The 26666-nt window shown below is 72.5% G+C and carries 22 protein-coding genes; 14 read left to right on the forward strand and 8 right to left on the reverse strand.

Translation table 11 applies throughout. The annotated features are described in order from the left end of the window. Positions 1 to 811 (reverse strand): hypothetical protein (locus DLJ59_RS28625; protein WP_124776362.1); only part of this gene is annotated, 811 nt, incomplete at its 3' end. Between the two features lie 98 nt (positions 812 to 909). On the opposite strand from DLJ59_RS28625, the gene cofD reads away from it, so the two are divergent. Continuing rightward, positions 910 to 1857 (forward strand): 2-phospho-L-lactate transferase, encoded by a 948-nt coding sequence (gene cofD / locus DLJ59_RS28630; RefSeq protein WP_124776364.1) that lies wholly within the window; start codon positions 910 to 912, stop codon positions 1855 to 1857. Beyond that, entirely contained in the window at positions 1854 to 2939 is a 1086-nt protein-coding gene (locus tag DLJ59_RS28635) for a coenzyme F420-0:L-glutamate ligase (protein ID WP_124776366.1), read from the forward strand. Before cofD ends, DLJ59_RS28635 begins: the two co-directional genes overlap by 4 nt. A 117-nt stretch (positions 2940 to 3056) precedes the next feature. Here DLJ59_RS28635 and DLJ59_RS28640 read toward each other — a convergent pair whose 3' ends face one another. After that, the gene (locus DLJ59_RS28640; RefSeq protein WP_124776368.1) at positions 3057 to 4055 is read right to left on the reverse strand and encodes an ArsR/SmtB family transcription factor; all 999 of its coding nucleotides are present in this window, start codon (positions 4053 to 4055) and stop codon (positions 3057 to 3059) included. A 341-nt stretch (positions 4056 to 4396) separates the two neighbouring features. On the opposite strand from DLJ59_RS28640, the gene DLJ59_RS28645 reads away from it, so the two are divergent. Continuing rightward, the gene (locus DLJ59_RS28645) at positions 4397 to 5014 is read left to right on the forward strand and encodes an NUDIX hydrolase (RefSeq protein ID WP_124776370.1); all 618 of its coding nucleotides are present in this window, start codon (positions 4397 to 4399) and stop codon (positions 5012 to 5014) included. On the opposite strand, the gene DLJ59_RS28650 is transcribed toward DLJ59_RS28645, so the two are convergent. Further along, positions 4983 to 6074 carry a mannose-1-phosphate guanylyltransferase gene (locus DLJ59_RS28650; RefSeq protein ID WP_124776372.1) on the reverse strand — a complete coding sequence of 364 codons (1092 nt, stop codon included), beginning with the start codon at positions 6072 to 6074 and terminating at the stop codon, positions 4983 to 4985. The genes DLJ59_RS28645 and DLJ59_RS28650 overlap by 32 nt on opposite strands. A gap of 63 nt (positions 6075 to 6137) precedes the next feature. After that, positions 6138 to 7283, reverse strand: a complete 1146-nt coding sequence (locus tag DLJ59_RS28655; RefSeq protein ID WP_124776374.1) for a glycosyltransferase family 4 protein — start codon at positions 7281 to 7283, stop codon at positions 6138 to 6140. A 152-nt stretch (positions 7284 to 7435) separates the two neighbouring features. Between DLJ59_RS28655 and DLJ59_RS28660 the strand changes: the two genes are divergently transcribed. Further along, complete coding sequence (locus DLJ59_RS28660; RefSeq protein WP_124776376.1) at positions 7436 to 8125, forward strand: TIGR03089 family protein; 690 nt, start codon at positions 7436 to 7438, stop codon at positions 8123 to 8125. A 64-nt stretch (positions 8126 to 8189) separates the two neighbouring features. Here the strand turns inward: DLJ59_RS28660 and DLJ59_RS28665 are convergent, their stop codons facing one another. Continuing rightward, positions 8190 to 10199 carry an acetoacetate--CoA ligase gene (locus tag DLJ59_RS28665; protein ID WP_124776378.1) on the reverse strand — a complete coding sequence of 670 codons (2010 nt, stop codon included), beginning with the start codon at positions 10197 to 10199 and terminating at the stop codon, positions 8190 to 8192. Positions 10200 to 10499: 300 nt separating this feature from the next. Between DLJ59_RS28665 and DLJ59_RS28670 the strand changes: the two genes are divergently transcribed. Together DLJ59_RS28670 and DLJ59_RS28675 are read left to right on the forward strand one after the other, a co-directional pair. Further along, positions 10500 to 10778: a hypothetical protein gene (locus tag DLJ59_RS28670; protein ID WP_124776380.1), complete on the forward strand. Its 279-nt coding sequence runs from the start codon at positions 10500 to 10502 to the stop codon at positions 10776 to 10778. After that, positions 10775 to 11728, forward strand: coding sequence for a hypothetical protein (locus tag DLJ59_RS28675; protein ID WP_124776382.1), 954 nt, complete (start codon positions 10775 to 10777; stop codon positions 11726 to 11728). Before DLJ59_RS28670 ends, DLJ59_RS28675 begins: the two co-directional genes overlap by 4 nt. A 31-nt stretch (positions 11729 to 11759) precedes the next feature. Here DLJ59_RS28675 and DLJ59_RS28680 read toward each other — a convergent pair whose 3' ends face one another. Then, positions 11760 to 12278, reverse strand: a complete 519-nt coding sequence (locus tag DLJ59_RS28680) for an acyl-CoA thioesterase (protein ID WP_091394150.1) — start codon at positions 12276 to 12278, stop codon at positions 11760 to 11762. A gap of 23 nt (positions 12279 to 12301) precedes the next feature. Between DLJ59_RS28680 and DLJ59_RS28685 the strand changes: the two genes are divergently transcribed. Then, positions 12302 to 12973, forward strand: a complete 672-nt coding sequence (locus tag DLJ59_RS28685) for a hypothetical protein (RefSeq protein WP_124776384.1) — start codon at positions 12302 to 12304, stop codon at positions 12971 to 12973. 86 nt (positions 12974 to 13059) lie between these two features. Here the strand turns inward: DLJ59_RS28685 and DLJ59_RS28690 are convergent, their stop codons facing one another. Then, positions 13060 to 14280: a multidrug effflux MFS transporter gene (locus DLJ59_RS28690; protein WP_124776426.1), complete on the reverse strand. Its 1221-nt coding sequence runs from the start codon at positions 14278 to 14280 to the stop codon at positions 13060 to 13062. 208 nt (positions 14281 to 14488) lie between these two features. Here DLJ59_RS28690 and DLJ59_RS28695 point away from each other — a divergent pair, with 208 nt between their 5' ends. Genes DLJ59_RS28695 through DLJ59_RS28715 form a run of 5 tightly spaced genes read left to right on the forward strand, consistent with a single transcriptional unit; the run spans position 14489 to position 18669 of the window. Next, positions 14489 to 15040 (forward strand): RNA polymerase sigma factor, encoded by a 552-nt coding sequence (locus tag DLJ59_RS28695; RefSeq protein ID WP_208648866.1) that lies wholly within the window; start codon positions 14489 to 14491, stop codon positions 15038 to 15040. Continuing rightward, on the forward strand, positions 15037 to 15840 hold the full coding sequence (locus DLJ59_RS28700) for a zf-HC2 domain-containing protein (protein WP_208648864.1): 804 nt from the start codon (positions 15037 to 15039) through the stop codon (positions 15838 to 15840). Before DLJ59_RS28695 ends, DLJ59_RS28700 begins: the two co-directional genes overlap by 4 nt. Before the next feature lie 32 nt (positions 15841 to 15872). Continuing rightward, positions 15873 to 16673: an ABC transporter ATP-binding protein gene (locus tag DLJ59_RS28705; RefSeq protein WP_124776386.1), complete on the forward strand. Its 801-nt coding sequence runs from the start codon at positions 15873 to 15875 to the stop codon at positions 16671 to 16673. After that, positions 16670 to 18058 carry a hypothetical protein gene (locus DLJ59_RS28710; protein WP_124776388.1) on the forward strand — a complete coding sequence of 463 codons (1389 nt, stop codon included), beginning with the start codon at positions 16670 to 16672 and terminating at the stop codon, positions 18056 to 18058. The genes DLJ59_RS28705 and DLJ59_RS28710 overlap by 4 nt, the downstream gene beginning before the upstream one ends. Then, positions 18055 to 18669, forward strand: coding sequence for a hypothetical protein (locus DLJ59_RS28715; RefSeq protein WP_124776390.1), 615 nt, complete (start codon positions 18055 to 18057; stop codon positions 18667 to 18669). The genes DLJ59_RS28710 and DLJ59_RS28715 overlap by 4 nt, the downstream gene beginning before the upstream one ends. A gap of 45 nt (positions 18670 to 18714) precedes the next feature. Here the strand turns inward: DLJ59_RS28715 and DLJ59_RS28720 are convergent, their stop codons facing one another. Beyond that, positions 18715 to 19884 carry an acyl-CoA dehydrogenase family protein gene (locus DLJ59_RS28720; protein WP_124776392.1) on the reverse strand — a complete coding sequence of 390 codons (1170 nt, stop codon included), beginning with the start codon at positions 19882 to 19884 and terminating at the stop codon, positions 18715 to 18717. A 196-nt stretch (positions 19885 to 20080) separates the two neighbouring features. On the opposite strand from DLJ59_RS28720, the gene DLJ59_RS28725 reads away from it, so the two are divergent. Then, positions 20081 to 21508: a UDP-glucose dehydrogenase family protein gene (locus DLJ59_RS28725; RefSeq protein WP_124776394.1), complete on the forward strand. Its 1428-nt coding sequence runs from the start codon at positions 20081 to 20083 to the stop codon at positions 21506 to 21508. A 150-nt stretch (positions 21509 to 21658) separates the two neighbouring features. Continuing rightward, a complete protein-coding gene (locus tag DLJ59_RS28730; RefSeq protein WP_124776396.1) occupies positions 21659 to 26551 on the forward strand; it encodes an SCO7613 C-terminal domain-containing membrane protein in 4893 nt (1630 codons plus the stop codon). The last annotated feature ends 115 nt before the right edge of the window (positions 26552 to 26666 follow it).

The raw sequence follows: 26666 nt of genomic DNA on the forward strand, positions 1-26666 counted from the left end.
ACGGGGGTGGCTGGGACGGGGGGGCCGACGGGGGGAACGGCGGCGCGGACTGCGGGTGCGGCGGGGGCGACTGCGGGAATGGTGGGGCCGACTGCGGGTGCGGCGGGGCCGACTGTGGGGCCTGGAACGGCGGCGACGGCTGGCCGAACTGGCCGGCCTGCGGGTGACCACCCGGCTGACCAGCCTGCGGGTAGCCGCCCGGCTGACCGGGAGCGGGCCAACCGCCCTGCGGCTGGCCACCGGGCTGACCCGGGGCCGGCCAACCACCCTGCTGCTGCGGCCATCCCGGCTGCGGCTGGCCGTAGACGCCCGGCTGGGGCTTCGGTCGCGGCACGTAGTAGTGGGCGCGCCAGACGGTGTAGACCACCCAGGCGGCGATCGCGAAGATCACCATCCAGGCGAACCGGGCGAGCACACCGAGCAGCGCGTCGAGCACCTCGGCCTCGGCCAGCCGGCCCACCGTCCAGATCAGCATGGTCAGCGTGCCGAACAGGGCGCTGACCGCGTACTCACCGAGGGCCACCTGCGTGATCAGCTTCGCCTTCGGCAGCACCGGCGAAATGTGTGTGGCCAAAAGCACCGCCAGCAGTGGGAGAGCCACCGCCTCCACCCCGACGAACGCGTTGAAGGCGCTGCCCGCCCGGTCGGTGAAGGAACTGTAGTCGTTCGGGGCGACCAGCCGGAGCAGGCCAACGAAGAGGAACACGGCGTTGGCGCCGAGCAGCGCGAGCGCAGCGAGCTCACGTAGTGGCTTGGTCAGCTGGCGGGCCTGCGTCGCGTCAGCGGACGTGGGCTCGGCGGGGCTGGTCACGAGCTCCCCCTCGGGGCATGAACGGACAGGGCGCACGTGAGCCTAGTCTCCCGGGCCACCCACCAATCGGAGGCGTCACGTGCGCGAGGATGGTCGACATGCGCATCGTGGTTCTGGCCGGCGGCATTGGCGGCGCCCGGTTCCTGCTCGGGGTCCGGGCGTACGCCCGTGACGTCGGCGCGGAGGTGACCGCCGTGGTCAACGTCGGCGACGACCTGTGGTTACACGGGTTGAAGATCTGCCCCGACCTGGACAGCGTCATGTACACGCTCGGCGGCGGCGCCGACCCGGAGCGGGGCTGGGGCCGGGTCGGCGAGAGCTGGACGGTCAAGCAGGAGCTTGCCGCGTACGGGGCACAGCCGACCTGGTTCGGCCTCGGCGACAAGGACATCGCCACCCACCTGGTCCGCAGCACGATGCTCAACGGCGGTTACCCGTTGAGCGCGGTCACGGAGGCGCTGGCCAGCCGCTGGGAGCCGGGCGTACGCCTGTTGCCGGCGACGGACGACCGGCTGGAGACCCACGCCGTGGTGGAGGACGACCAGGGGCAGCGGGCGATCCACTTCCAGGAGTGGTGGGTGCGGTACCGGGCCGACATCCCCACGCACCGTTTCGTGTTCGTGGGCGCGGAGACGGCGAAGCCGGCACCCGGGGTGCTGGAAGCGATCGCCTCGGCCGACCTGGTGCTGGTCGCGCCCAGCAACCCGGTGGTGAGCGTCGCGCCGGTGCTGGCCGTACCGGGGCTGCGCGAGGCCGTGACGGGCGGCCCGGCGCCGGTGGTGGGTGTCTCCCCGATCATCGGCGGCGCACCGGTGCGAGGGATGGCCGATCGTTGTCTGGCCGTGCTCGGTGTCGAGTGCAGCGCGGCGGGGGTGGGTCGGCTCTACGGCGGCCGGGCGAGCGGTGGCCTGCTCGACGGTTGGCTGGTGGCCGAGGAGGACGCGGGCACTGTGGTGCCTGAGGTGACGGTCCGCGCGGTTCCGCTGCGGATGACCGACGAGGCGGCGACGACGGCCATGGTCCGCGCCGCGGTGGAGTTGACGTGAGGCTGGAGATTCTGCCGGTGCTCGGCATCGGCCACGTTACCGAGGGCGACGACCTGGCCGCGATGATCGCGACCGCCGCGCCGTGGCTGCGCAACGGCGACGTGCTGGTGGTGACCAGCAAGATCGTTTCCAAGGCGGAGGGGCGGCTGGTCGACGTGCCGGCGGACGGGCCGGAACGGCTGGCCGCCCGGGACGAGGTTCTGGCCGGTGAGACCGCCCGGGTGGTCGCCAGCCGGGGGGCGACCCGGATCGTGCAGACCCATCACGGCTTCGTGATGGCCTCGGCGGGGATCGACGCGTCGAACGTGGACAAGACCCAACTGGTGTTGCTGCCGGTCGACCCGGACGCCTCGGCGCAGGCCCTGCGGGACGCGCTGCGGGAGCGCTACGACCTGGACCTGGCCGTGATCATCAGCGACACGATGGGCCGGCCCTGGCGCAACGGGCTCACCGACGTGGCACTCGGCGTGGCCGGGATGCCGGCCATCCGTGACCACCGGGGCGAGATCGACCCGTACGGCAACGAGTTGCAGTTGACCCAGATGGCCGTGGTGGACGAACTGGCGGGTGCCGGCGAGCTGATCAAGGGCAAGTGCGACCAGGTCCCCGTGGCGGTGGTGCGCGGCTACCTGCCCGCCACCAACCCGGACGACGCCGGTGGCGCACGGGCGCTGATCCGTGACGCGGCACAGGACCTGTTCTCGCTCGGCACCGCCGAGGCCCGCGCCGCCGGGCTGTCCGACGCCGCCACCCTGGCCGACGGTCCCGGCCCGACGCCGGCCGACCTGACCGCGGTGCGACGGGCGATCGACGCGGTCGCCGGGGTGGTCGCCCCCGGCACGGTCTTCACCCTGGTCGACGAGGCCGAGGTACGCGCCGGTCTGGTCGCCGAGATGCCCGGGTGGCCGGAGGGCGCGGCCCTGCTGCTCGGCTCGGCACCGACCCCCGTCGAGCCGATGGGTCTGGTCCGCTTCGGCGCGGACCTGCACCGGCTGCGCGTCGCCCTGGCCGCCGAGGGCGTGGGGTCGACCCTGTTGCCGCCACCGCCCGGCAGCCCGGCGAGCGCCGCCCTCGCCCTGTAGCCCGCCACCTCGCCCTTCAACCCGGGCGAGCGCCGCCCGCGCCCTGTAGCCCGCCACCTCGCCCTTCAACCCGGGCGAGCGCCGCCCGCGCCCTGTAGCTCCTGCGCGATGGCCGGGTCACGCGTCCAGCATGGCCCGGCCCAGCGGGGTCAGCGTGTGCAGCACGCTGTTCCGTTCGCGGTGGCTGACCAGCAGGCCAGCGTTTCGCAGCACCGTGGCGTGCTGGCTCGCCGCCGCCGCTGAGATGTTGAGCTGGCGGGCGACCTCGCCGGTGGTGCAGCCTTCGTCGCTGGCCTGCAACACCGCCGCCCTGGTGCGGCCCAGCAGCGCGGCGAGTGACTCGCGGGCAGCACCGGACGCCAACGCACCGCCTGCGTCGGCCGACACCAGCCCGCCAAGCCGGTCAACCGGGTAGACCAGCACCGGTGGCAGCGCCGGGTCGAGCAGTGCGACCGGGATGGCCGCGCAGAAGAACGACGGAACGAGCAGCAGCCCGCGCCCGTCCAGGTGCAGCTCCCGACTGTGTGGGTAGCTGCGGACCTCCAGCACACCGCTCTCCCAGTGCATCGCCGGCCGGAAGCTGGTGAGCAGGCCCTCGACCCCGCCGTCGAGCAGCGCCCGCGCCCGTCGAGTGCGGTCCGCCGCCACCGCGGCCTGGATTCGACTCCAGTACGGGCTGATCGCGAGCGACCGGTACTGCTCCATCGACTCGGCCAGGTGGTGCAGCGCCGACACCTCACCCCGGGCCAGCGCGGTCGCCGAGGAGGGCAGCTGAGTCTCGGTGGCCAGCACGCTCAGGTCCCGGTGTAGCAACTCGGGGGGCGTACGGCGGAGCGCGTCCAGCCCGGCCTCGAAGCCCTCGACGCTGGCGTACGGGGTGAGGAAGTCGGGGAAGTAACCGCGCGGCGGGTTCAACGCGAAGAGCAGGCTGAGCTGCTCGGCGGCGGCGTCCTGGCGCAGCGCCGAAGTCACGTTGCGCCGCCAGTTGGCGGTCAGCGGATCGCGGGTGCGGCCGCGCAGCACGTGCAGGCTGAGGACCAGCTCCCAGACCGGGTCCGCCGCCGGCGCCACCCGGGTCCGGAGGATGTCCTCCCCAGAAAAGTGGATTTTCAGCATGGAGCGCTCCCGTGTCGCCGGCAGGGGGATGCCGGATGACCGTTCGACTCTACCTGGACGGCAGTAATCTCCATCTTTAAGCCTGGAATGAAAAACCTCGACGCCTCCGGGGTCGATTCGGCATGCTTCCCATGCCCGAACACGGCGCCGCGCGTCCTCGACGCCCGCGCTGCCGGGGGCACCGGGACCGGGGGAGGCCCCGGTGATCGGACGGCACCACGAGGGTCTGCGGCCCTTGCTCCGCAGAGGTGCCGTCCGGTCATCCCGCCCGGCCACCACGACTTCGACGAGTCGCAGGGTCAGTGGCCAGCGTAGGAAGCAGACGCTCGTACAGTGGCCTGATGCCCGACACCGTGATCACCGGCCCGACCGCTCAACCGACCAACCCGGAGACGTACGCGGCGCTGCACGCCGACGCCACCGCGTTGCTGGAGGGCTGGCAGCCCACCAGCCCGGACGCGGCCAGCGCGCGGGACCGGACCCTCGCGCTGCTCGCCACCGGCCCGGTTGCGATGAGCCGGCAGCACCGGCCGGGACACGTCACCGCCAGCGCGTTGGTGCTGGACTCCACCGGCTCCCGGGTGCTGCTCTGCCTGCACATCAAGTTCGGGCGTTGGGTGCAGCTCGGCGGGCACTGCGAGCCGACCGACGAGACCCTGGTCGCCGCCGCGCTCCGCGAGGCCACCGAGGAGTCCGGGATCGCCGGCCTGCGCATCGACCCGGTGCCGATCGACGTGGACGTGCACCAGGTGCAGTGTCAGGGCGGCTCGGCGCACTACGACGTCCGGTTCGCCGTGCTCGCCCCGCCCTCGGCGGTGGAGCAGGTCAGCGACGAGGCCGAGGCGCTGGGCTGGTTCCCGACGGACCAACTGCCCGAGCCGCTGGCCGGCAGGACCGCCCACCTGGTCGCACCGGCCCTCGCAGCCCTCAGACGTAGCCCTCTTCGCCTCGCTCCTTGAGCTCGTCGACCAGGGCCTTGACATCCTGGGCGCGGTCGCGCGGGCAGACCAGCACCGCGTCCGGGGTGTCCACCACGATCAGGTCGCGCAGGCCGAGGACGGCCACCAGCCGACCCGACTGCGGCACGACCACGAGGTTGCTGCTGTCCCGCAGCAGCACGCCCGGCTTGGCCTCCGTGCCGAGCACCACGTTGTTCGCCTCGTCGGCCGGCAACACGTCGCCGAGGGTGTGGAAGTCACCGACGTCGTTCCAGCCGAAGTCGCCCGGCACCGTCGCGACGCGACCCGCCGTGGCCGCGCCCTCCATCACCGCGTAGTCGACGGAGATCTTCGGCAGCGTCGGCCAGATCGCGCCCAGGACGTCGTCCTGCTCCGGTGTGCCCCAGGCTGCGGCGATCGAGGAGACGCCAGCGTGCAGCCCCGGCTGCTGGCGGGCCAGTTCGGCGAGGAAGACGTCCACCCGCCACACGAACATGCTCGCGTTCCACAGGTGCCGGCCCGAGCGGACGTACGCCTCGGCGACCTCGGCGGCCGGCTTCTCCTTGAACTCAGCCACCGGTCGCCACGGCACACCCTCGGTCCGATCGCCGGTCTCCAGGTAGCCGTAGCCGGTCTCCGCCCGGGTCGGGGTGATCCCGACGGTCATCAGCATGCCCTGCTCGGCGCCGCGGACCGCCTCCTGGACCGTGCAGACCCAGCTGTCCGGGTCGCGGATCAGGTGGTCCGCCGCGAAGCTGCCCATCACCGCGTTCGGGTCCCGCGTCGCGATCACCGCGGCAGCCAACGCGATCGCCGCGCAGGAATCCCGGGGGGAGGGCTCGACCAGGATGTTCTCCTCCGGCAGCACTGTCAGTTGCCGTGCCACCGCCGCGACGTGCGCAGCGCCGGTGACCACAAGGGTCCGATCCGGTGTGGTCAACGGCGCGAGCCGTTCCACGGTCGCCTGGAGCAGCGAGGCGCTGGTGCCAGTGAGCGGGTGGAGGAACTTGGGATGGCCAGCGCGGGACAGCGGCCACAACCTCGTGCCACTGCCACCGGCCGGAATGACCGCATAGAGCATCCGCACATCATGCCCGACGTACCTGCCCAAAGTGGCACGGGTCACCAGCAGTGGCGCGGAGGGTCAGGATCGGGCGCGGCTCCACGCGGCGATGTGCACCTCGGCGCTGGACTCCCAGGTGAACTCCTTGGCCCGGTCGAACCCCGCCTTCGCAAGCGACAACCGCCGCTGCTCGTCGTCGAGCAGAGCGGCCAGGTCGGTGCCGATCTGCTCCGGATCCTCCGAGGTGTACGCGACCGCGTCGCCGCCCACCTCGGGCAGCGAGAGCCGGGGCGTCGTCAGCACCGGGGCGGCGCACGCCATCGCCTCCAGGATCGGCAGCCCGAACCCCTCGCCGTAGGACGGGTACGCGGCGACCAGTGCGCCACCGAGGAAACCCGGCAGGTCGGCGTAGCGCAGGTAGCCGGGACGCAGCAGACGCAGGTGCGACGGAACCTCGGCCACCGCCCGGTCGATGTCGTCGTCGTGCCCCTGCCCACCGGCGATCACCAGGGCCGGCGGGTCGACACGGTCAGCCACCGCCCGCGCCCATCCACGGATCAGGTTGGGAACGTTCTTCCGGGGCTCCTTGGCGCCGAGGAAGGCGACGTAGCTGCTGTTGCCCAACCCCAGACGCGCGCGTACGCGGGCCTTCTCCTCCTCGGTGGGCGCGTGGAAGGCAGCCTGGTCGACGCCGTGGTAGGCCACGTCGATCCGCGTCGGGTCGGCGTCGAGCAGCCGAATCAGCTCGTCACGGGTGGCCTTGCTGGGCACGATCACCCGATCGGCGCGGCGCAGCGAGGTCTTGATGGCGCTGCGGAAGAACGTGCGGCGCGACTTGTCGTAATGCTCGGGCTCGGTGAAGAACGTCGCGTCGTGCACGGTGACAGTGACCGGACACCCGGCCCGCAGCGGGCAGGTGTAGAAGGGTGAGTGCAGCACGTGTGCGCCCACCTGCTGGGCGAGCAACGGCAGGCCGGTCTGCTCCCAGGCGAGCCGGGCCGGGCGGTGTGCCACGGCGGCCGGGGCGGGAATGATCTCCGCGCCGGGCAGCATGCGGGTGTAACGCTCCAGGTCGGTGCGGAGACTGACCACCGCCAGATCCACCCCCGACCCGCACACCTTGCCGAGGGCACCGAGCAGACCGTCAACGTATCGACCGACACCACCACGGTCGGCGGGGACACTCGTGGCGTCGATGAGCACGCGGGGCGGGCGACCGGCGGTCACGGGGCGACTCCTTGTATGGCGGGCTGTGGGGAACAACACTCCGGGGGTCAAGCCTACGCCGGAGCGCGGGATCGACGCTGACTGCGACCCGACGGTACGCCGACTTGTCATCGTCATTGAGTACGGCCCGCACTGGCGTATCGTTCGCGCCGATGGCCGACAACATTGCCCGGGTCTTCGCCGACGCGATCGCGACCGACCCGACCCGACCGCTGCTCACCTGGTACGACGACGCCACCGGCGACCGCACCGAACTCTCCGGCGTCACCATGGCGAACTGGGTGGCGAAGACCGCCAACCTTCTCGTCGACGAGGTCGGCCTCGCGCCGGGCACCCCGGCCGGCGTGCTGCTGCCGCCACACTGGCAGACCGCGGCGGTGCTGCTGGGCTGCTGGTCGGCGAAGCTGAGTGTCGTCGACACGCCGGGCGACGTGGGCGTGCTCTTCGCCGGCGTGGACCGGTTCGACGAGGCGCAGTCCTGGCCCGCCGACGAGCGGTACGCCCTCGGGCTGGCCCCGCTCGCCGCCCCGTTGCGGAAGGTGCCGCCCGGGTTCGCCGACTACGTCGTCGAGGTACGCGGACACGGTGACCACTTCACGCCACAGTCCGGTCCGGGCCCCACCGACGCGCACCTGCTGAGCCGCGCCGAGGCCCGCGCCACCGAGTTGGGCATCGAGCCCGGGGCGCGGGTCCTCGTGGACGCCACCCGCCACCCCGACCCGGTCGACTGGCTGCTGGCGCCGCTGACCCGCGCCGCCACCGTGGTCCTCTGCGCCAACCAGGACCCGGCCCGCCTGGCCTCCCGGCTGACCACAGAAAAGATCACGCACCCCCTCCGGTAGCCCCGGTCGCCGCGCCCCGCGGGAGCCCGACGTGGTCGGGGCCCACGGGTGGAGCGGCCGGCCCTCAGGCGGGCGTCTTGTGCGGCGGGCGGCGTTGGGCCAGGGCGGCGAACGCCGTCAGCGACTCCGGGTTGGCTAGCGCGCCCTTGGCCGCGGCCTGGTCGACCGGGGTGCCGGTGAGGATCTTCTTGACCGGCACCTCCAGCTTCTTCGCCGAGAGGGTACGGGGCACCGACCGCACCTGATGGATCTCGTCAGGCACGTGCCGGGGTGAGAGCGCCGTCCGCAGTTCCCGGCAGATCTTCGTACGCATCGCGTCGTCCAACTCCAGACCCTCGGCCAGCGCCACGAAGAGCAGCAGCTCACCGGCGCCGCCCTCGTCGTCCTCCAGGTGGACGACGACCGAGTCGAGCACCTCGTCGAGCCCTTCGACCACCGAGTAGAACTCGGCGGTGCCGAGCCGTACCCCACCGCGGTTGAGCGTGGCGTCGGAACGCCCGGTGATCACGCAACCACCCCGCTCGTTGATGGTGATCCAGTCACCGTGCCGCCAGACGCCGGGGTAGACGCCGAAGTACGCCTCGGCGTAGCGGGTGCCGTCCGGGTCGTTCCAGAAGCCCACCGGCATGCTCGGCATCGGTTCGGTGATCACCAGCTCGCCGAGCTCGCCGATGACCGGCGTGCCGTCGGCGGAGCGGGCCTCCACCTTGGCGCCCAACGCCCGGCAGGCGATCTCACCGGCGTACACCGGCAGCAGCGGCACCCCGCCGACGAAGCCGGTGCACACGTCGGTGCCGCCGGAGAGCGACTGGAGCTGGAGGTGGTCGCCGACGGTCTCGTACACCCAGCGGAAACCCTCGGCGGGCAGCGGCGCACCGGTGGAACCCACACCGCGCAGCGCCGACAGGTCGGCGACCTCCCGGGGGACCAACCCGGCCTTGCGGCAGGCCAGCAGGTACGGCGCGGAGGTGCCGAAGTAGGTCGTGCCGGTCTCCGCCGCCAGCCGCCACAGCCCACCGAGGTCGGGCTCAGCCGGCCGGCCGGGCTCAGCGCGCACCCCCGGGTTGCCGTCGAAGAGCACGATGGTCGCGCCCACCGCCGGGCCGGAGACCAGGAAGTTCCACATCATCCAGCCGGTGGTGGTGAACCAGAAGAACCGGTCGGCCGGGCCCAGGTCGTGGTGCAGGGCGAGCATCTTCAGGTGCTCCAGCAGGATGCCGCCGTGGCCGTGCACGATCGGCTTCGGCAGCCCGGTGGTGCCCGACGAATACAGCACGTAGAGCGGGTGGTCGAACGGCACCGGCGTGAACGTCAACGGCTCGTCGGTGGGCGCGGCCAGCTCGGCCCAGCCCGACGCGCCCTCGGGCGCGGGGCCCGTCGGGTCGAGGTAGCCGATGCTGACGGTGTGGCGCAGCGACGGCAGGGCGGCCCGGATCGCGGCCACCTCGGCCCGCCGGTCCACCGGTTTGTCGCCGTACCGGTAGCCGTCCACGGCGACCAGCACCGTCGGTTCGATCTGCTGCCAGCGGTCGGTGACACTGCGGGTGCCGAACTCGGGGGCGCAGGACGAGAAGATCGCGCCCAGGCTGGCGGTGGCCAGCAGCAGGACGTATGTCTCAGCGATGTTCGGGGCGTACGCCGCCACCCGGTCCCCGGCGGTGACGCCGAGCCGACGCAGCCCGGCCGACACCCGGCGGACCTGCTCGCGCAGCTCCCCGGCGGTCAGCGTGACCGGCGCTCGGGTCTGCCCGTGCGCGATCACCACCGGATCGTGGTCGGCGCGCCCCGGCGTCCGCAGCACGTTCTCGGCGTAGTTGAGCGTGGCCCCGGGGAACCAGCGGGCACCGGGCATCCCCCGCTCCGCCAGGGTGGCGGTCGGCTCGGTGTGCGCCACCACCTCGAAGTAGTCCCAGATCGAGCGCCAGAACGCGTCCAGGTCGGTGACCGACCAGCGCCACAGCGCGTCGTATTCGGCGAACTCCAGCCCTCGGTGCTCCCGCAGCCAGCTCAGGTACCCGCCGATGCGGGACCGCTCACGCACGTCCGCCGGCGGCGTCCACAGCACGTCACCCACTGCTCCACCCTCCCCTGGCCTCGCACGACACTGTGCGGCGCCGTGCGGCCATCCTGCCCTAGCCCGCTGTGCCCATTCTTCACGCGTCCGGTCGACAGCGGCGTGTTGAGGGTCGCCATCTCTCCGCCCGGAGCAGTGTGGGTAAAGCGATGGCGACTGCCGGAACGGTGGGGTCGCCGGAATGGGCGTCCGTCAGTAGGCTCACTGCCCGGGCAGACCGCCGCGGGGGCGGCCGTGTCAACGGGGAGCGGTATGGCAATAAGGCGAGCTTTGGCGTCCATTCTCGGTAGTCGGACGTGGGTGGCCCCGCTGCTCGCGGCGCTGACCTTCCTGGGTGTCTGGTTGGTGGTACAGCCGGCGATCACCCCGGCGAACGACTCCTACCGGTATGCCCGGGCCACGCTGACAGTGCTCGGGGCATCGCCGGCCGACGCGGAGCGGAACGCCCTGACCGCGGCCTGCGCCGACCTGGCCCGTTGGCGGGCGCGGGAGGCGGCTCTCGACCCGGTGGCGATGGAGACCCCGTTGATCTCCGGGAAGAGACCAACAAGTGCGTCGCGAAATATCCGAACGGATTGACCCCGAACAAGCCACGGTACGAGGCGATCTTCGCGGCACGGCCCGGCTACTCGGTGCTCTCCGCCCCACTGACCGGATTGTTCGGGGTCAACCTCGGCCTGTCGTTAACGTCCGTGCTGTTCACCATGCTCGGCGGGGCGCTGATCTTCGTGTTGCTCCGTGAGCTCGGCGTCCCGGTTGCCGTGGCGATCTCCGGCCAGCTCCTCTACTACTTTTCTCCGTTGGGTTGGTGGGGCTCGTACCCGCTGACCGAGGGCCCGGTGCTCGCGCTGAGCGCGGCAGCTCTGCTGGGCTCGTGGTGGCTGTTCCGACGACGGACGGGCCCCGGAGCGGCGTTGCTGATCGCGGCCCTGGCGGTCGGCGCGATCATCAGGTATCCGACCTTCCTGCTGCTCGCCATGGCGCTGAGCGCCGCCGCGCTGCTAGCTCTGGTCACCACCCGCAGCGTGCGGCACACGGGGTCGTGGGTCCTGCTGGGCATCGGGGCGGTGGGGGGCATCGCCATTCTCGGGGCGGCGAAGGTTCTGGGGATCTCCGGATCCGGAGAGACCCTCCAGGACACGTTCACCCGACACTTCACCCGCCCCGACGTCGACGACCCGTGGCGGCGGCTGATCGACCTCAACCTGAACTACTGGCCCAGCTGGCTTCAGCACGAGTTGCGCATGCCGTGGCTGCTGCTCGGGCTGGCCTTCGGGGCATGGGCGCTCTTTCGCCGGCACGTCCCGCTGGCGTGGGTCACCGTGGGGATGGCCGTGGTCGGGCTGGCCACCCAGATCGCACACCCCCTGTGGGAAGAGAAGGACCGCCTCTACGTCTCGGTCTGGTTCCTGCCGGTGATCGGCCTGCCGCTGCTGCTCAACCGCCTGCTGACCAGCGGTTCGAGCAGCAGCGTACCCACCTCGGCGCCGGAGATCGTCAACGTCGGCGGACGCGACGCCGACCGGTAGCCGATCGGCTACCGGTCGCGGACCGGGCTGCTCAGCCGGCCCGGTGGGCCTGAATGGCGCGTCGGCGGGCGAGGCGGTGTGCTCGGCGGATCTCCGCCTCCTTGTATCGGCGCTCGTCCTCCGCCGTCTCCGGCAGCACCGGGCGGACCGCGCGCGGCGCCCCACCGACGTCAACGCCGACGAACACCAGGTATGCGGTGGCCACCCGGACCGGCGCGTCCTCGGCCGAGTCCCACCGCTCGGCGACCACCCGTACGCCCACCTCCATCGAGGTCTGGCCGGTCCAGTTCACCTGGGCGTGCGCGTGCACGAGGTCGCCGACCCGGACCGCCTCGGAGAAGACGATCTCGTCGATCGCCGCGGTGACCGCCGTGCCGCCACTGTGCCGGGCGGCGGCGGCCCCGGCCACGTCGTCGACGAACTTCATCAGGACCCCACCGTGCACGGTTCCGTAGAGGTTGACGTCCACCGCAGTCATGATCTTGCTGAGAGTGACGCGTGAGTACGACGTCGGCTTGCCGGTCGGAGCGGCGGAGAGGTGCTCAGTCATGTCGAAAACGGTACGGTGCGCGGATGCGACATCTCTGGAGCTTCCTCGCCGGGCTGGTGGTGGCACCCATCACCTGGGTGCTGGTCACACTGGGGCAGGACGGGTCGAGCCGGACGGTCGACCGCTGGGTGGAGATCGGCACGTTCAACACCGCCAACCTGATCGAGCCGGCCGTGTACCTCGGTGTCGGCGGTGTCCTGCTGGGCCTGCTCGGCACGCTGCGCTTCTCGCCGCTGGGCCCGTTGGTGGCCGGTGCGCTGCTGGTCACCCCGTACATCGGGATGTTCGTGGCGCCCTTCTCGGTGCGGGACGCGATCCCGCACGGGTGGAAGGTGTTCGGCGACCCGCTGCCGCTGCGGCTGCCCGTGGAGAACGGCACGCTCTTCCTGATCGGCCTGCTGCTGCTGATGGCGGCCTTCAGCCAACAGCGTTGGCGGCAGTGGCCGAGCCCGGCGTCCGACCCGGCCACGGCATCCACCCCCGCGTCGGACGGAGGCCCCCGCGACGACGACTTCACGTCGACCGACTGGCCGGCCCCCGCCGCCGCGGAGCGGGACACCGCGCCCCTCACTCTGGGTTACCCGGCCGACTCGACGCCGACCGAACCACTGCCTCGCCGGGTGGGTGGCGAATCACCCTGGTCCGCCCCACCGCGTGGTCAACCTCGCCCCGAGGACACCACCGAGATCCGCTGATCGCCGGGGCGGGCCGGTTCACCGGCCCGCCCTCCGTCTCTCCCGCGCGACGACGGGGCCCGCTGCGGCGCGACCGCCGGGCACGGTTAGTGCAGCGCGACAGCCAGGTCCGGGTCGACAGTGCCGAGGCTGGCGCGCGGAACGACAAGCAGCATGACGATCAGCGCGGCGGCCATGCCGCCCGCGATGACGATCGCCATCGGTACGCTCCCCGTGCCGAACAGCCCGGCCAGTGGCGCCGACACCGCACCGATGCCGAACTGCACCGCGCCGAGCAGCGCCGCGGCGGTGCCAGCGGCCTCGCTGTGCCGGCTCATGGCCAGCGCCGGCGCGTTCGGCAGGGCCAGGCCGGCGGCGGCCAGGACCAGCCACAACGACGCGAGCAGGGTGCCCAGGCCACCGAAGCCGGTCGCCGCGAACATGACCAGCAGCAGGCCGGCCGCCGTTCCGGCGATCAGGGCGCTGACCAGGATCTGCTGCGGGGTGTAGCGGCGCAGCAGCCGCACGTTGAACTGGGTGGCTCCGATCAGGCCGACCGCGCCGGCCCCGAAGGCGACGCCGAACTGCTGCTCGTCGAGGCCGTACTCCTGCTGGAGCACGAACGACGAACCCGACACGTACGCGAACAGGGCCGCCATCGCCAGCCCGGCGACCAGCACCAGACCGACGAACGCCCGGTCGTTGAGCAGCGCCCGGTAGTCGCGCAGGGTGGCGCTCACCCCGCCGTGGCGCCGACGCGTCACCGGAAGGGTCTCCGGGAGCCGGAACGCGGCCACGACCATCAGCAGCGCGCCCAGCACCGCCAGCGCCGCGAAGACGCCCCGCCAGTCGGTCCAGCTCAGCAGGCCACTGCCCAGCGTCGGCGCGAGGATGGGCGCCAGGCCCATGACGAGCATCAGCCGGGAGAAGATCCGGGCGAAGGAGGCCCCGCTGAACAGGTCGCGGACCACGGCCGTCGCGACCACGGTGGCGGCCGCGACGCCGAGCCCCTGGAGTACGCGCAGCCCGCCGAGCACCCCGATGTTGGGTGCGAAGACGCACAGCACGGATGCCACGATGTGCGCGGCGAGGCCGGCCAGCAGCGGCATCCGCCGCCCGACCACGTCGGAGAGCGGCCCGATCAGCAACTGGCCCAGCGCGAGGCCGATCAGCGTGCCGGTCAGCGTCAACTGCACCGCGGTCTCGGTGGTCTGCAGGCCCGCCGTGATGGCGGGCAGGGCCGGCAGGTACATGTCGATGGTCAGCGGCCCGATCGCGATCAACGCGCCCAGCACGAGGACAAGTTGTGCCCGCTGACGATTGGTCATCAGGTCGCCGGGCGGCACCTCGTGCGCGACGGCGGGATCGCGTCCGGTCTTCTCCGCCAACTGCTTCATCACTTAGCTCGCCAACACCTCGGCGGTGTGTGACGTTCCCGGTGTGCGGGGAGTCACCCCGCCCTTCCGGGCGGACCAATGTGAAAGGTGTCACATCAGGACCAGAACCAGGGCAGGGGCACGCGTCGTCTTGCCTGATGTGAAACGAGGTCTGGACGGGCTCGACGAGGGTGAACTCCTTCGCCGCGTCGCTCGGGGCGACCGGCGCGCGTTCGACGCGCTGTACCGGCGTACCGCCCCGTGGTTGACCGCGCGACTGCGTCGACGCTGCGCCGACGAGGACGTGGTGGCCGAGGTGCTCCAGGAGACGTACCTGGCGGTCTGGCGGTCGGCCGGCAGCCAGGCGCGGTCCTCCACCTCCGGCAGCGCGGTGGGCTGGTTGTGGACGATCGCCGCGCACCGGCTGATCGACGCGTTCCGGCACCGGGCCCGACGGGAGCGGATCCCGTCGGTGCAGACCTTCGAGACCGTGGCTCCACCGGCCGAGGACGAGGCGCTGGCCGGCGGGATGGACGCCAACCTGGAGCGGGCCCTGCACGCGCTGCCGGCGGAACTCCGTCAGGTGCTGCGCTCGATGGTCCTCGACGGGTTGACCGCGCGGGAGACCGCACTGCTGCTCGGCATGCCGGAGGGGACCGTGAAAACCCGCGCCCGTCGGGCCCGAATCGCCCTCCGGGAGGCGCTGTCATGACCACCCACCCAACGCCCACCCTCATCTCCCAGTACGCCTCCGGTGCTGCCGGCGTCGACGACACGACCGTCTGGGCGGTCGAGGCGCACCTGGAAACCTGCGCCGCGTGCCGGGCGGTGCTGACGGACGCCGTCGACCCGGACACCCGGAACCTGCTGGACCGGGTGGCGGACGCAATCGCCACCGGGGTCGCCACCGGCCCGCGTCCGGTACGCCGCCGCCGGCTGCTGCGCAGCGGGGTCGCCGCCCGGGTGCTGCCCTGGCTGTTCACCGCCACCGGGTTGATGCTGGCGGCGGCCCTGTTCGAGTGGACGTTCGACAGCCTGCCGTCGCTGGTGCTGCTGGTCGCACCGGTCGCGCCGCTGCTGCCGGTGGCCGCGGTCTGGAGCCGTCGCCTCGACCCGGCGTGGGAACTGACGGCCACCATGCCCCGCACCGGGCTGCCGCCGCTGATGCGCCGCACGTTGGGGGTGCTGTCGGCGGTCCTGCCGGTGTTGGCGGTGGCGGGCTGGTTCACCGGGCACTCCCCCGGCCTCTGGTTGCTGCCCGTCCTGGGGTTCACCGCCGGCACGTTGGCGCTGGGCACTGTGGTGGGGGTCGACCGCGCGGCACTCGCGTTGACCGTCGCCTGGTCCGCCGGCGTGGTCGTGCCGAGCCTCGTCGACCGGCAACTCCCGCCGATCCTCGCGGGCGACAGCCTGCCGGGCTGGGCGCTCACCACCGTGGCGTTGACGGCCGTCGTGCTCGTTCGAGCCCGGCGACGGCCGAACGAACCGCACCCGAACCTTCTGCACCGATGACGACATCGAACCAGCATCGAACGGAGAGCATGATGCGTACGGTCAGCCTGGCGGAGACCGCGTCGTCCACCTACGCGTGGCCGGTGCACGCCGAGAAGTTGCAGGTCCGAGCCGGCCGACACCTCGCGGTCGACGAGCTCGACATGAGGTTGGGCACCGGTGTGCACGGGCTGCTCGGCCCCAACGGCGCGGGAAAGACCACGTTGATGCGAGCCCTGGCCACTGTGGTGAAGGCGTCAGGTGGGCGGCTGACAGTGCTTGGCGGCGAGGTCACCGGCAACGCCGACCTCCGCCAGGTGCGCCGCGGCCTCGGCTACCTGCCGCAGCACTTCGGGTTCTACCCGCGCTTCACCGTCCGCGAGTTCGTCGAGTACATCGCCTGGCTCAAGGAGATGCCGAAGGCGGCCATCCCGGGCGCGGTGCAGCGGGCCGTCGAACGGGTGGGCCTGGCGGACCGCGCCGACACCCGGATGAAGACGCTGTCCGGTGGGATGCTGCGCCGAGCCGGCATCGCCCAGGCGATCGTCAACGACCCTGCGGTGCTGCTGCTCGACGAGCCGACGGTCGGCCTGGACCCGGAGCAGCGCCTCGACTTCCGCGAACTGCTGCGGGAGATCGGCCTGGACAGCTGCGTACTCGTCTCCACCCACCTGGTCGAGGACGTCGCGGTGGCCTGCTCCGACGTGGTGCTCATCAGCGAGGGCCGACTGGTGTGGCAGGGCACCGCCGGTCAGCTGGCCGAGCAGGGTGGGGCCGGCGACGCCGGTGACAGCGCCACCGAACGTGGCTACTCGGCGGTGCTGCGCGCCTACCGAGGGCGGGTGTCGGCATGACGGGACGCATCCTCCGCATCGAGCTGCGCCGCTCGGCGGCGCTGGGTATCGCACTGTTGCTGCTGGTGATCGGCACGGTGTTGCTGCTGTCGTCCACCCGGTTCTTCGCGGGTCGGTGGATGCAGCTGGCGGTGCTCGCCCGGTCGACGCTGGTCGTGCTGCTGCCACTCGCGCTGGCCGGTGGGGCGTGGTTGGGCCGGCGCGACGCGCGCTACCGGGTCAACGAGTTGTTCGCCAGCACCGTCCGGCCACGATGGCAGCGCGTCGTCCCGACCGCCGGCGCCCTCGCGGTCACGGTGGTTACCGCGTACATCCTGGTCTTTGTGATCGCGGCCGGCTGGGTGGTGCCGACGGCGGGATACTTCCCGGGCGCGACGATCGTCGTCACCGCGGTCGGCGTCCCGGCGCTGATCGCCGCAGCTTGGCTTGGCATGGCCGCCGGCCGGGCCGTACCCCGGGTGATCACCGCGCCGGTCCTCGCGGTGGTCGGGTTCGTCCTGGTCGGGTTGGTGCCGGAGTGGGCCTCGGCACCCGGCACGGGCGCGGAGATCGGGCAGCCCCGGCCGGAACCGGCGGGGGTGCTGCTCCTACCGGCGTTCACCGGCCTGGACGACTTCCAGACGATCGCGACGCGGGTCAGCCTGCTCCAGGCGCTGTGGCTGGTATCCCTCGCCGCGACCGGCCTGCTGCTGCTCGGCGCGGTCCGTCGCCGCGCCATCGCGTTCGCCGTGCTCCCGGCGCTGCTCGGCGTCGCGGTCGCCCTACCGCTGCTGCCCGCCGGCGGAGCCCGCGGTGCGGCGGTCGTCGACCCGGTCGCCATCGAACTGGTCTGCGACAACGACGGCCCGCAGGTCTGCGTGACGCGGGCGCACGCCGCGCTGCTGCCGGACGTCGTCGGCCCGGCCCGCCAGGCGCTCGCCATGATGTCGGCGAAGCTGCCCAACGCACCGGTCCGGGCGGTGCAGACGCAACAGGTCACCTACTGGGCGCGGCTGACGTCGGACGCGGCACCACCCCGGCACTCCGCCGACACGGTCGTCTTCGACACCCCCACCATCAACTGGGTCGGGCGGGCCGACCTGTCCGGCGACTACTTCCTGCCGTCCCTCCTGGACGCCGTCTGGCGGCAGGAGTGCGGCGACCAGTCGGTTCGGGGCGACGTGTACCGGGCGCGGACGGTCGCCACCGCCTGGCTGACCGGTCAGCTACCCGCCCCGCAACCCGGGTCGGACCCGGCGGAGACGGCGCGGCTGGAGAGCGCGTACCAGGCGCTGGTGAGCCTCCCCGAGGTCGAACAACGACGCCGGGTGGCAGCAACCCGCGAGGGCGCACTGGAATGCCGGGACGACGAATTGGTGGCCCTCCTGCCGGCGGACCAACCGTGAGAGGGCTTCAGCTCCACCTGCGCTCCCGCCGGGTCCCCCTCGCCCTGACCACCGTGACCGCGTTGATCGCGCTGGCCTGGGCGCTGTCGCTGACCTACACCGACTCGGCGACCATCAACGCCCGGACGGCCAGCCTCGCCATCATGCTGGCGGTGGTCGCGGTCGGCACCACCCTCGACGGCGCCGACGGCGCGCTCGACCACACCATGGCGGTCAACTGGCCGGTACGCCGAGCCGGGCACCTGCTGCTCGCCGCCGCCACGATCACCGCGCTGCTGTCCCTCAGCATGATCACCAGCACGCGCTACGAACCGTTCGCCCTCATGCTGCGCAACACCGCGGGGCTTCTCGGGCTCACCGCGCTCGGCGCCGCGATGCTGGGTGCCGCCCTGGCCTGGATCGCCCCGCTGACCTGGACCCTGATCGCGGTACTGCCGATGATGGCGCCCAGCCGCGACCTGAAGATGCAGGTCGCCGGCTGGCTGATCCAACCCGCCGGGACCACCGCCGCCACCGCCTGCGCCGTCGTGCTGGCGGTGACCGGTCTGCTCGTGTACGCCCTGCGGGGTTGCCCGGTGCGGCCGGTGAGCGAAACCGCCCCCGACCGCTGACGGACGCTCCGATGCTCCGGGAGTCCCGGAGCATCGGAGTAGGCCCTAGACGACGTCGGCCAGCAACTGCCGGGCCATCACGATCCGCTGCACCTGGTTGGTGCCCTCGTAGATCTGAGTGATCTTGGCGTCCCGCATCATCCGCTCGACCGGGTAGTCCCGCGTGTAGCCGTAACCGCCGAGAAGCTGCACCGCGTCGGTGGTGATCTCCATGGCGGCGTCGGAGGCGAAGCACTTGGCCGCCGCGCCGAAGTAGGTGAGATCCGCGTCCCCACGCTCCGACTTGCCGGCCGCCGCGTACGTGAGCTGCCGGGCCGCCTCGAGCTTCATGCCCATGTCGGCGAGCATGAACTGGATCCCCTGGAACTCGGCGACCGCCTTGCCGAACTGCCGACGCTCGGCCACGTACCCCTTGGCGTAGTCGAGCGCACCCTGCGCGATCCCGACGGCCTGCGCGGCGATGGTAACCCGGGTGTGGTCCAGGGTCTTCATCGCGGTCGCGAAGCCTGTCCCCTCCGCGCCGATCATCCGGTCGGCCGGGATGCGCACGTTGTCGAGGTAGACCTCGCGGGTGGGTGAACCCTTGATGCCGAGCTTCTTCTCCGGTGCCCCGAAACTCACCCCGGAATCGGTCTTCTCGACCACGAAGGCAGAGATGCCCCGGGAGCGGGCGGACGGGTCGGTGACGGCAAAAACTGTGTAAAAGTCGGACAGCCCGGCGTTCGTGATCCACCGCTTCACACCGTTGAGCACCCAGTGATCCCCGTCACGTACCGCCCTGGTGGTCATCGACGCCGCGTCGCTGCCCGCCTCCGGCTCGGAGAGGCAGTACGAGAACATCGCGTCACCGGCCGCGACCGGCGTCAGGTACCGACTCTTGAGGTCGGCGGAACCGGACAACAACAGTGGCATCGTGCCAAGTTTGTTCACCGCCGGGATCAGCGAGGAGGACGCGCAGGCGCGAGCCACCTCCTCGATCACGATGGCGGTGGCCAGCGCGTCCGCGCCCGCGCCACCGTATTCCTCGGGGATGTGCGGCGCGTGGAAGTCGGCCGCTCGCAGCGCGTCGTAGGACGCCTTGGGAAACTCCCCGGTCTCGTCGGCCTCGGCGGCGTGTGGGGCCACCTTCGCAGCGCAGACCTCACGCACCGCTTCCCGGATCGCCTGGTGCTCGTCGGGCAACCGGTAGACGTCGAACGACTCCCCTGCGGCCATCTCGGCCCTCCTCTTCACCGCTATCATGCGCAGTCTGTGACGACTCCTGAGCGCCGACCGCGCAGACTGAAGACTAGCGACTGCAGTTCAGGTGATGTTACCGGCGCGTAGGCATGGGCAAGATGGTGCACCTAGCGCGCTTAGCGATGATGAAGACCGAGACAGTGAGCTAGCCAGCGCGAGCGGAGAAACAGGCGTGACGATCCCCTACCCCACCATCCAGCCGTCCCCCGCCATCGCCGCGGTGACCCCGCCTTCGGGCGCAGCCCGGCCGCGGGTGACGTTCCTAGGAACTGGTTACCTCGGTGCGACGTACGCCATCTGCTACGCGGAACTGGGGTACGAGGTCCTCGGGTTCGACGTCGACGCCGACAAGATCGCGATGCTGAACGCGGGCCAGGTGCCGATCCACGAGCCCGGCCTGGACGAGTTGCTCCGACGTAACCTCGCCGCCGGCCGGCTCCGGTTCAGCACCGACATCGCCGAGACCGCCGACTTCGGTGACGTGCACTTCATCTGCGTCGGCACCCCCCAGCGAGCCGACGGCATGGGCGCCGACCTGTCGTACGTCGAGGCGTCGGTCACCGGCCTCGCGCAGCACCTGACCCGCAAGGCGCTGATCGTCGGCAAGTCCACAGTGCCGGTCGGCACCGCCGAGTGGGTTGAGCAGCTCGTCGACAAGCACACCCCCGACGGCCTGAACGTCGAGGTGGCGTGGAGCCCCGAGTTCCTCCAGGAGGGCTTCGCCGTCGACGACGTCCTGCGGCCCAACCGGATCGTGGTCGGCGTCAAGAGCGAGTGGGCCAACGGCATGCTCTACGCCGCGCACAAGGGCGTGTTCGACCTGGCCGCCACGGAGGACCGCGAGGTGCCCCTGGTGGTCACCGACTTCTCCACCGCCGAGCTGGTCAAGGTCGCCGCGAACGCCTTCCTGGCCACCAAGATCTCCTTCATCAACGCGATGGCCGAGGTCTGCGAGGCCTCCGGTGGCGACGTCACCCAACTGGCCCGCGCGATCGGCTACGACCCGCGGATCGGCAACCGGTTCCTCCAGGCCGGTCTCGGCTTCGGCGGCGCCTGCCTGCCCAAGGACATCCGGGCCTTCCAGGCCCGCGCCCAGGAGCTGGGCGCCGGTGAGGCGCTGCGCTTCCTGCACGAGGTCGACCTGATCAACCTGCGCCGACGTACCCGGGTGCTTCAGCTCGCCGCGGACCTGCTCGGCCGCCGCTCCGGCCCGGCCGGCCCGGACTTCGCCGGCACCCGGATCGCCGTGCTCGGCGCCACCTTCAAGCCCAACACCGACGACGTCCGCGACGCCCCGGCGCTCGCCGTCGCCGCGCTGCTGCAGAAGGCCGGCGCCGACGTGCACGTGTACGACCCGCAGGGCACCGAGAACGCCCGCCGCGCGGTTCCCGAGTTGACCTACGAGAGCAGCATCAACGACGCGGTCAGCGACGCCGACCTGGTCTGCGTACTCACCGAGTGGGCCGACTTCCGCAACGCCGACCCGGTCGCCCTGGGCGAGTTCGTCAAGGGCCGCAAGGTCGTCGACGGCCGCAACTGCCTCGACCCCGCACTGTGGACCCAGGCGGGCTGGGAGTACCGGGGCATGGGTCGCCCCTGACGAAATCGACGCCCACCGGCCGGTCATCGAGCATCTCGATGGCCGGCCGGTGTCGTTGTTTGCCCGGGACCCGCCGACAAGAGTCGAAATCCGCGCCAGCTTTGGGCATGCTGCGACAGTGGGAGTCCACAGTGCGGGTGGAGGGGTGTCGTGGCGACCTTTCAATGCTCCTCGTGCGGCCGGGAGATCAAGCCGGCCGTTCGGTGCCCGCACTGTGGGGCAGATCAACCACAGTGGGTCGAGCACCTGGCCGACATTGAGCGTTCGATCGCGGAGATGAAGGCGCGCGACGCCGCCATCGCCCGCGAGCAACGGCAGATCGCCGCCAAGATGCAGGCCGCGCTCTTCCAGCGGGACATCCTCGCCCACGCCGGCGAGGAACGGATCAAGCAGGCCACCCGGCCACGACGGGTGCTCCGCCGCCGTCCCAGCAGGCGGCCACCGACCGCCACCATGGGAGCGCCGCCCCGGGTGCCCCGCCAGGGCACTCCGAGCGCCCCGGAGGATCCACCGCCCCCGACCCGGGCCACCTGGCTGGACGTGGACGATCCGGAGCACCCGCCGGAGGCATCCTCGCGCGAGGTGCAGAACATCCCTCTCGGGCTGGGCGCGCTGCTGCTCGCGGTGGCCGCGGTGGTCTTCGCCGCGGTGGCCACCAGTTCGATGGACGCGCTGGCCCGGCTGGGCATCCTGCTCCTGGCCACCGTGCTGATGCTGCTGACCCCACCGGCACTGGCCCGGCGCGGGCTCACCTCGACCGCCGAGACCATCGCCGCGGTCGGCCTGCTGCTCGTGCCGCTCGCTGGTAACGCCCTCTGGGCGGTGGACCGGATCAGCGCCGACGGCGGCTCCGCCACGGTCTTCGCCGGGGTGATCTTCGCGGTCACCGCCGCCGTCGCATTCGGGTACGCCGGTTGGACGGGTCTGCGCGCCCCCCGCTTCGCCACCGTGCTCGCCGCGCAGCCGGTGTTGCCTCTGCTCGCGTACGACCAGATCAGCGGGCCGGGCGGCTGGGCGCTGGTGCTGGCCCTGGTCGCCCTCGTCAACCTCGGCCTGGCCCGCTCCGGCGTGACCGTCGAACGCCCCGTCCGGCAGGACCTGCCCTCGCCGGGAACGCCGCCGACGCCCCGCCAACGCGACGGCGAGAGCCGGCCGGAGGGCGACCCGGAGGAGGCCGCCGAGCTGATCGACGCCAGCGCGGGCTCCACCGACCCCCGGCCGACCCGTCCGGTGCCCGGCCTGTCGGAGCTGACCTGGTTGCTGCACGCCCTGGCGGTCGCCGTTTCGCTGGCGTACGCGGTCACCGCCCTGCTGCGGGCACAGACCGTGCCGACCGCGACCGGTGCTGGGGTGGTGCTGCTGCTGGCCGCGATGATCGGGCTGGCCGGCGCGCTGGTGCTGCGTCGCCCGCCGCTGCCCGATGTCGCGGCCGCCGTCGTCACCCTGGCCGTGATCGGCGCGCTCAGCCGCATCGCCTCGGTGGCGCTCCCCGGCCGGGCGCTGCTGCTGATCGCGGCGGTCATCACGGTCACCGGGCTGGCGGTGCGCGCGGTCCCGGAGGCGGCCCGACGTGGCCCACAGATCGCCTCCGCGGTGGCGCTGACCGTCAGCGGTCTGGTGGTCGCCGGCGGCGCTCTACGCGCCGGGGTGGCACCGGTCCGGGCGGCCCTGCCCCCCTGGGACCCGAACCTCAGCCGGTATCCGGGCGAGTTGGCCGCCGCGGTCGGGCCGACCGGCTGGCAGCTCGCGGGTGCCGCATTCCTGCTCACCGTCGCGGCGGTGCTGGCCCTGCCCACCGAGATCCGCCGGGAGTTCGCGGTCGCCGGCGCGGCGCTGACCGCGCTCGCCGTCCCGGCCTCGTTCGGTCTCGGCTGGGCGGCCGCACCCTGGCCAATGGTGATCACCGCGATCGGCATCGGGGTCATCGGGCTCTCCGCCCGCACCGACCGGGCCGCGGTGGCACACGCCATCGGGGCGGCCGTGATCGGCCTGTTCGGCGCGGGTGCCAGCCTGTCCAGCCCCACCCTCACGGCCGCGGTCCTGATCACCCTGTTCGTGGCTGGCACGCTGGTCGCGCTGGCATCCCGGGTCCGGATCGCCTCGGCCGCCTCCGACACGGTCACCGCCTGGGCCGCCGGTGGCGCCGCGTTCGCGCTGCCCGGGGCGGTGGCGGCGTTCGTGGCCGCGACCATGCCGAGCGATCCGACCCCCACTCCGGCGAGCCTCCGAGAGGTGACCGTCCCGGTCCTGGCGGCCAGCTTCCTGGCGGTCTGCGTGACCCTCGGCTATGCCGCCGTCGTCCAGGTCTCCCAGCGCCACATTCCCGCGCCGCTGTCGGTCGGCACCGGGCTGGGCGCGCTGGTGGTCACCGCCGCCGCGTTCGGGGCACCCGGCGCGACCGTCGCCGACGCCTGGGTCGGCGCGCTCCTGCTGGTCGCGGCGGTGTTGCTCTTCCTGGCCCCCTCCATCGACGCCGGCCGGCGCGCCGACCTCACCCTCGACGGCTCGGACCTGGCCGCCGCGGCGGTCACCACCGCCCTGATCGCCACGCTGGTGCGGATCGGCGCGGTACTCGCCCCGGGTGGGCAGTTGGCGGTGGCCGCCGCCCTGCTCCTGGTGGTCGCCGTGGGCGCACGCAGCATGCCGGAGGAGTGGCGACGCGGGCCGATCCTGGGCCTCACCGTCGGCGGTGCCCTGATCGGGGTGCTCGCCGGCTGGTCGGCGGTGCGCGGTGGGGTCGGCGTACTGGCCACCCCCGGCCCGATCTGGAAGGGCGACCTGATCGACTGGCCGGCCGCCCCGGTCGGCGGTGCCACCTGGCAGGCGCCGGTCGCGCTGGCGCTGCTGGCCCTCGCCGCCGGCATCCTGCTCCCGCCACCGTGGCGCTGGGACGTGTCCGGCGTTGCTGTGGTGCTCGCCACGATCGGCGCGCCGGCCGCATTCGATCTGGCCTGGTGGTCGCCGGTGCTGGTCGGCGGAATGGTCGCCACCGTGTTCGGCATGGCCGCGGTGGCCACGGAGGAGGCGCGCGCCGGGCTGTCCCGGGCCACCGTGGCCGGGGTCGTCGCGCTGCACGCCGCCGGAGCCGGACTGGTCCGCCCGTGGACAACGGCCCTGGCGTTGGGCAGCATCGCTCTGATCGGCGTGGTGGTGGCCACGCTCGCCCGCGTCCTCGCCGAGCCGCAGGTCACCGACATCGACAACGAGGGGATGCCGCCACACCTGGCGCAGATCGGCGGCGCGGCGATCGGTGCCGCCCTGCTGGCCCTGCCCGGTGCGGTGGCGGCACTGGCCGCCGAGTTCCAACACTCGGCGCAGGTGGTCCTGACCGCCGCGCTGGCCGCCACCAGCCTCGGCCTGGCCGCCGTGGCTGCGGTCCGGCGGCAGGTGCCGCAATATCTGCCCTGGGTCAGCGTCGCGGTGGTCGGCGGGGCCACCATCAGCGCCCTCGCCGCCATCCCCACCGGCCTCGCCGCCGGCGTCTACGCTGCCGCTGCCGCCCTGCTGGGCGTGCTGGCGGAGCTGATCCGCGCGGCCACCGTGCCGCCCACCGGTGCCGCCCAGCCGGTCCGGCGCTGGGCGGTACGACTCGACGGCGCCCTGCGGCGGCTGCCCGACGACCCGGAGCGACGACGGTGGCGGGTCAACCCGGCCGCCGGCGCGTTGGCCGCGGCAGCGCTACCGACCGCCCTGGCACTCGCCTCGATCGGGCCCGCGCTGGTCACCGCCCTGGTCGAGCCGCACCGCACACTGACCCGGATCTGGCAGGGCCCGCCACCGCAGTTGCTCACCCCGCCGCCGGACGTGGTCAACCCGACCCATGTGCTGACGGCACTGCTGCTCACCGCGACCGCCGCGCTGGCCGCCACCGGGTTCAGCGGTGGCCGGCGGTCCCGGGCCGTGCCGGTGGTGTTGCCCGGGGCAGCCGTCACGCTGCTGATCGCACCCATCGCGCTGGGCCAGGGCTGGCCCGCCAGCACCGTCGCCGCGCTCTCCGTCTTCACCATCGCGGTGCTCGGTCTCGCGCTGACCCCACCGCCGCCGCTGGTCGAGCGGGCCCGCTCGCTGCGGCTGGCCCGGGTGCTGGTGTTCGTCATCGGTCTGGCCGGTGGCAGCGCCGGGCTCGCCGGCAGCCTGGCCGACCGGCAGATGACCCTGTTCACCCTCGGCAGCGCGGTCGGGGTGGGCGCGGTGGCGGCGCTGTACGGCACCACCCAGCGGGCGCGCATCCTCGGCTGGCTCTTCGCCTCACTCATGGCGCAGCTCTTCGTGCTCACCGCCGGCCTGGTCGCCGGGCTGGCGGCGGTCTGGTCCGCGTTCGGGGTGCTGGCCGTCGGCGCGGTCCTACAGGTGCTCGCCGCCACCCTGCCTCGGCTGCGCCGCCCCGAGGCGCAGCGGGAAGCCTCCACGGTCGAGTGGACCGGGTACGCTGCCGCGCTGATCGCGTTGGCCCTCGCCTTCGACTCGCCCCGACACATCGCCGCCCTGTTGGCCGCCTGGGGCGCTGTCCTCGGCGTGGCGGCGACCCGGCCCGGCCGCCGGCCGGTGGAACGCCGGATCCTGTTCTGGGCGGTGGTGCTCTGTGAGATCACCGCGTGGTGGATCCTCATGCGAGTCGCCGAGGTGGCGCTGCCCGAGGCGTACACGCTGCCGTTCGCCGCGCTGGCCCTCCTCGTCGGAGTCCTGGAGCTGCGCCACCGACCGGACATGAGCAGTTGGGTGGCGTACGGGCCGGCGCTTGTCGCGGCCTTCGTGCCGACGCTGGCCATCGTGGTGGCCACCGAGTCCAGCACGATGCGGCAGATGCTGCTGCTGCTCGGCGCGGTCGCGGTGCTGATCTTCGGATCGTCGAGTCGGCAGCAGGCCCCGGTGATCGTCGGCGCGTCGGTCACCGCGATCACGGCGATCCACGCCCTGTTCAGCCTGGGCCCGTGGCTGGCACTGATCCCGGTGGGCATCCTGCTGCTGGTGCTCGGCGCGAGCAACGAACGCCGCCGCCGCGCCCAGGAACGCCTACAGACCGCCCTACGCGGCATGAGGTGAGTCGGAGGGTCACGGCAGGGTGGGTGAGCACGCACCCGACTCGCGCGATCTTGCACTTTCTGTTGCGACACAAGGGGTAGAAGCCACGAAACAGCGACCGAAAGTGCAAGATCGC

The organism is Micromonospora inaquosa (assembly GCF_003857055.1).
Classification (GTDB): domain Bacteria; phylum Actinomycetota; class Actinomycetes; order Mycobacteriales; family Micromonosporaceae; genus Micromonospora; species Micromonospora inaquosa.

What these genes read in the sequence shown, in the direction of transcription:
- cofD (WP_124776364.1), top strand. Translation starts at nt 910, where the DNA reads ATGCGCATCGTGGTTCTGGCCGGCGGCATTGGCGGCGCCCGGTTCCTG.
- DLJ59_RS28640 (WP_124776368.1), bottom strand. Translation starts at nt 4,055, where the DNA reads ATGCTGAAAATCCACTTTTCTGGGGAGGACATCCTCCGGACCCGGGTG.
- DLJ59_RS28645 (WP_124776370.1), top strand. Translation starts at nt 4,397, where the DNA reads ATGCCCGACACCGTGATCACCGGCCCGACCGCTCAACCGACCAACCCG.
- DLJ59_RS28650 (WP_124776372.1), bottom strand. Translation starts at nt 6,074, where the DNA reads ATGCTCTATGCGGTCATTCCGGCCGGTGGCAGTGGCACGAGGTTGTGG.
- DLJ59_RS28660 (WP_124776376.1), top strand. Translation starts at nt 7,436, where the DNA reads ATGGCCGACAACATTGCCCGGGTCTTCGCCGACGCGATCGCGACCGAC.
- DLJ59_RS28680 (WP_091394150.1), bottom strand. Translation starts at nt 12,278, where the DNA reads ATGACTGAGCACCTCTCCGCCGCTCCGACCGGCAAGCCGACGTCGTAC.
- DLJ59_RS28685 (WP_124776384.1), top strand. Translation starts at nt 12,302, where the DNA reads ATGCGACATCTCTGGAGCTTCCTCGCCGGGCTGGTGGTGGCACCCATC.
- DLJ59_RS28690 (WP_124776426.1), bottom strand. Translation starts at nt 14,280, where the DNA reads ATGACCAATCGTCAGCGGGCACAACTTGTCCTCGTGCTGGGCGCGTTG.
- DLJ59_RS28700 (WP_208648864.1), top strand. Translation starts at nt 15,037, where the DNA reads ATGACCACCCACCCAACGCCCACCCTCATCTCCCAGTACGCCTCCGGT.
- DLJ59_RS28705 (WP_124776386.1), top strand. Translation starts at nt 15,873, where the DNA reads ATGCGTACGGTCAGCCTGGCGGAGACCGCGTCGTCCACCTACGCGTGG.
- DLJ59_RS28710 (WP_124776388.1), top strand. Translation starts at nt 16,670, where the DNA reads ATGACGGGACGCATCCTCCGCATCGAGCTGCGCCGCTCGGCGGCGCTG.
- DLJ59_RS28720 (WP_124776392.1), bottom strand. Translation starts at nt 19,884, where the DNA reads ATGGCCGCAGGGGAGTCGTTCGACGTCTACCGGTTGCCCGACGAGCAC.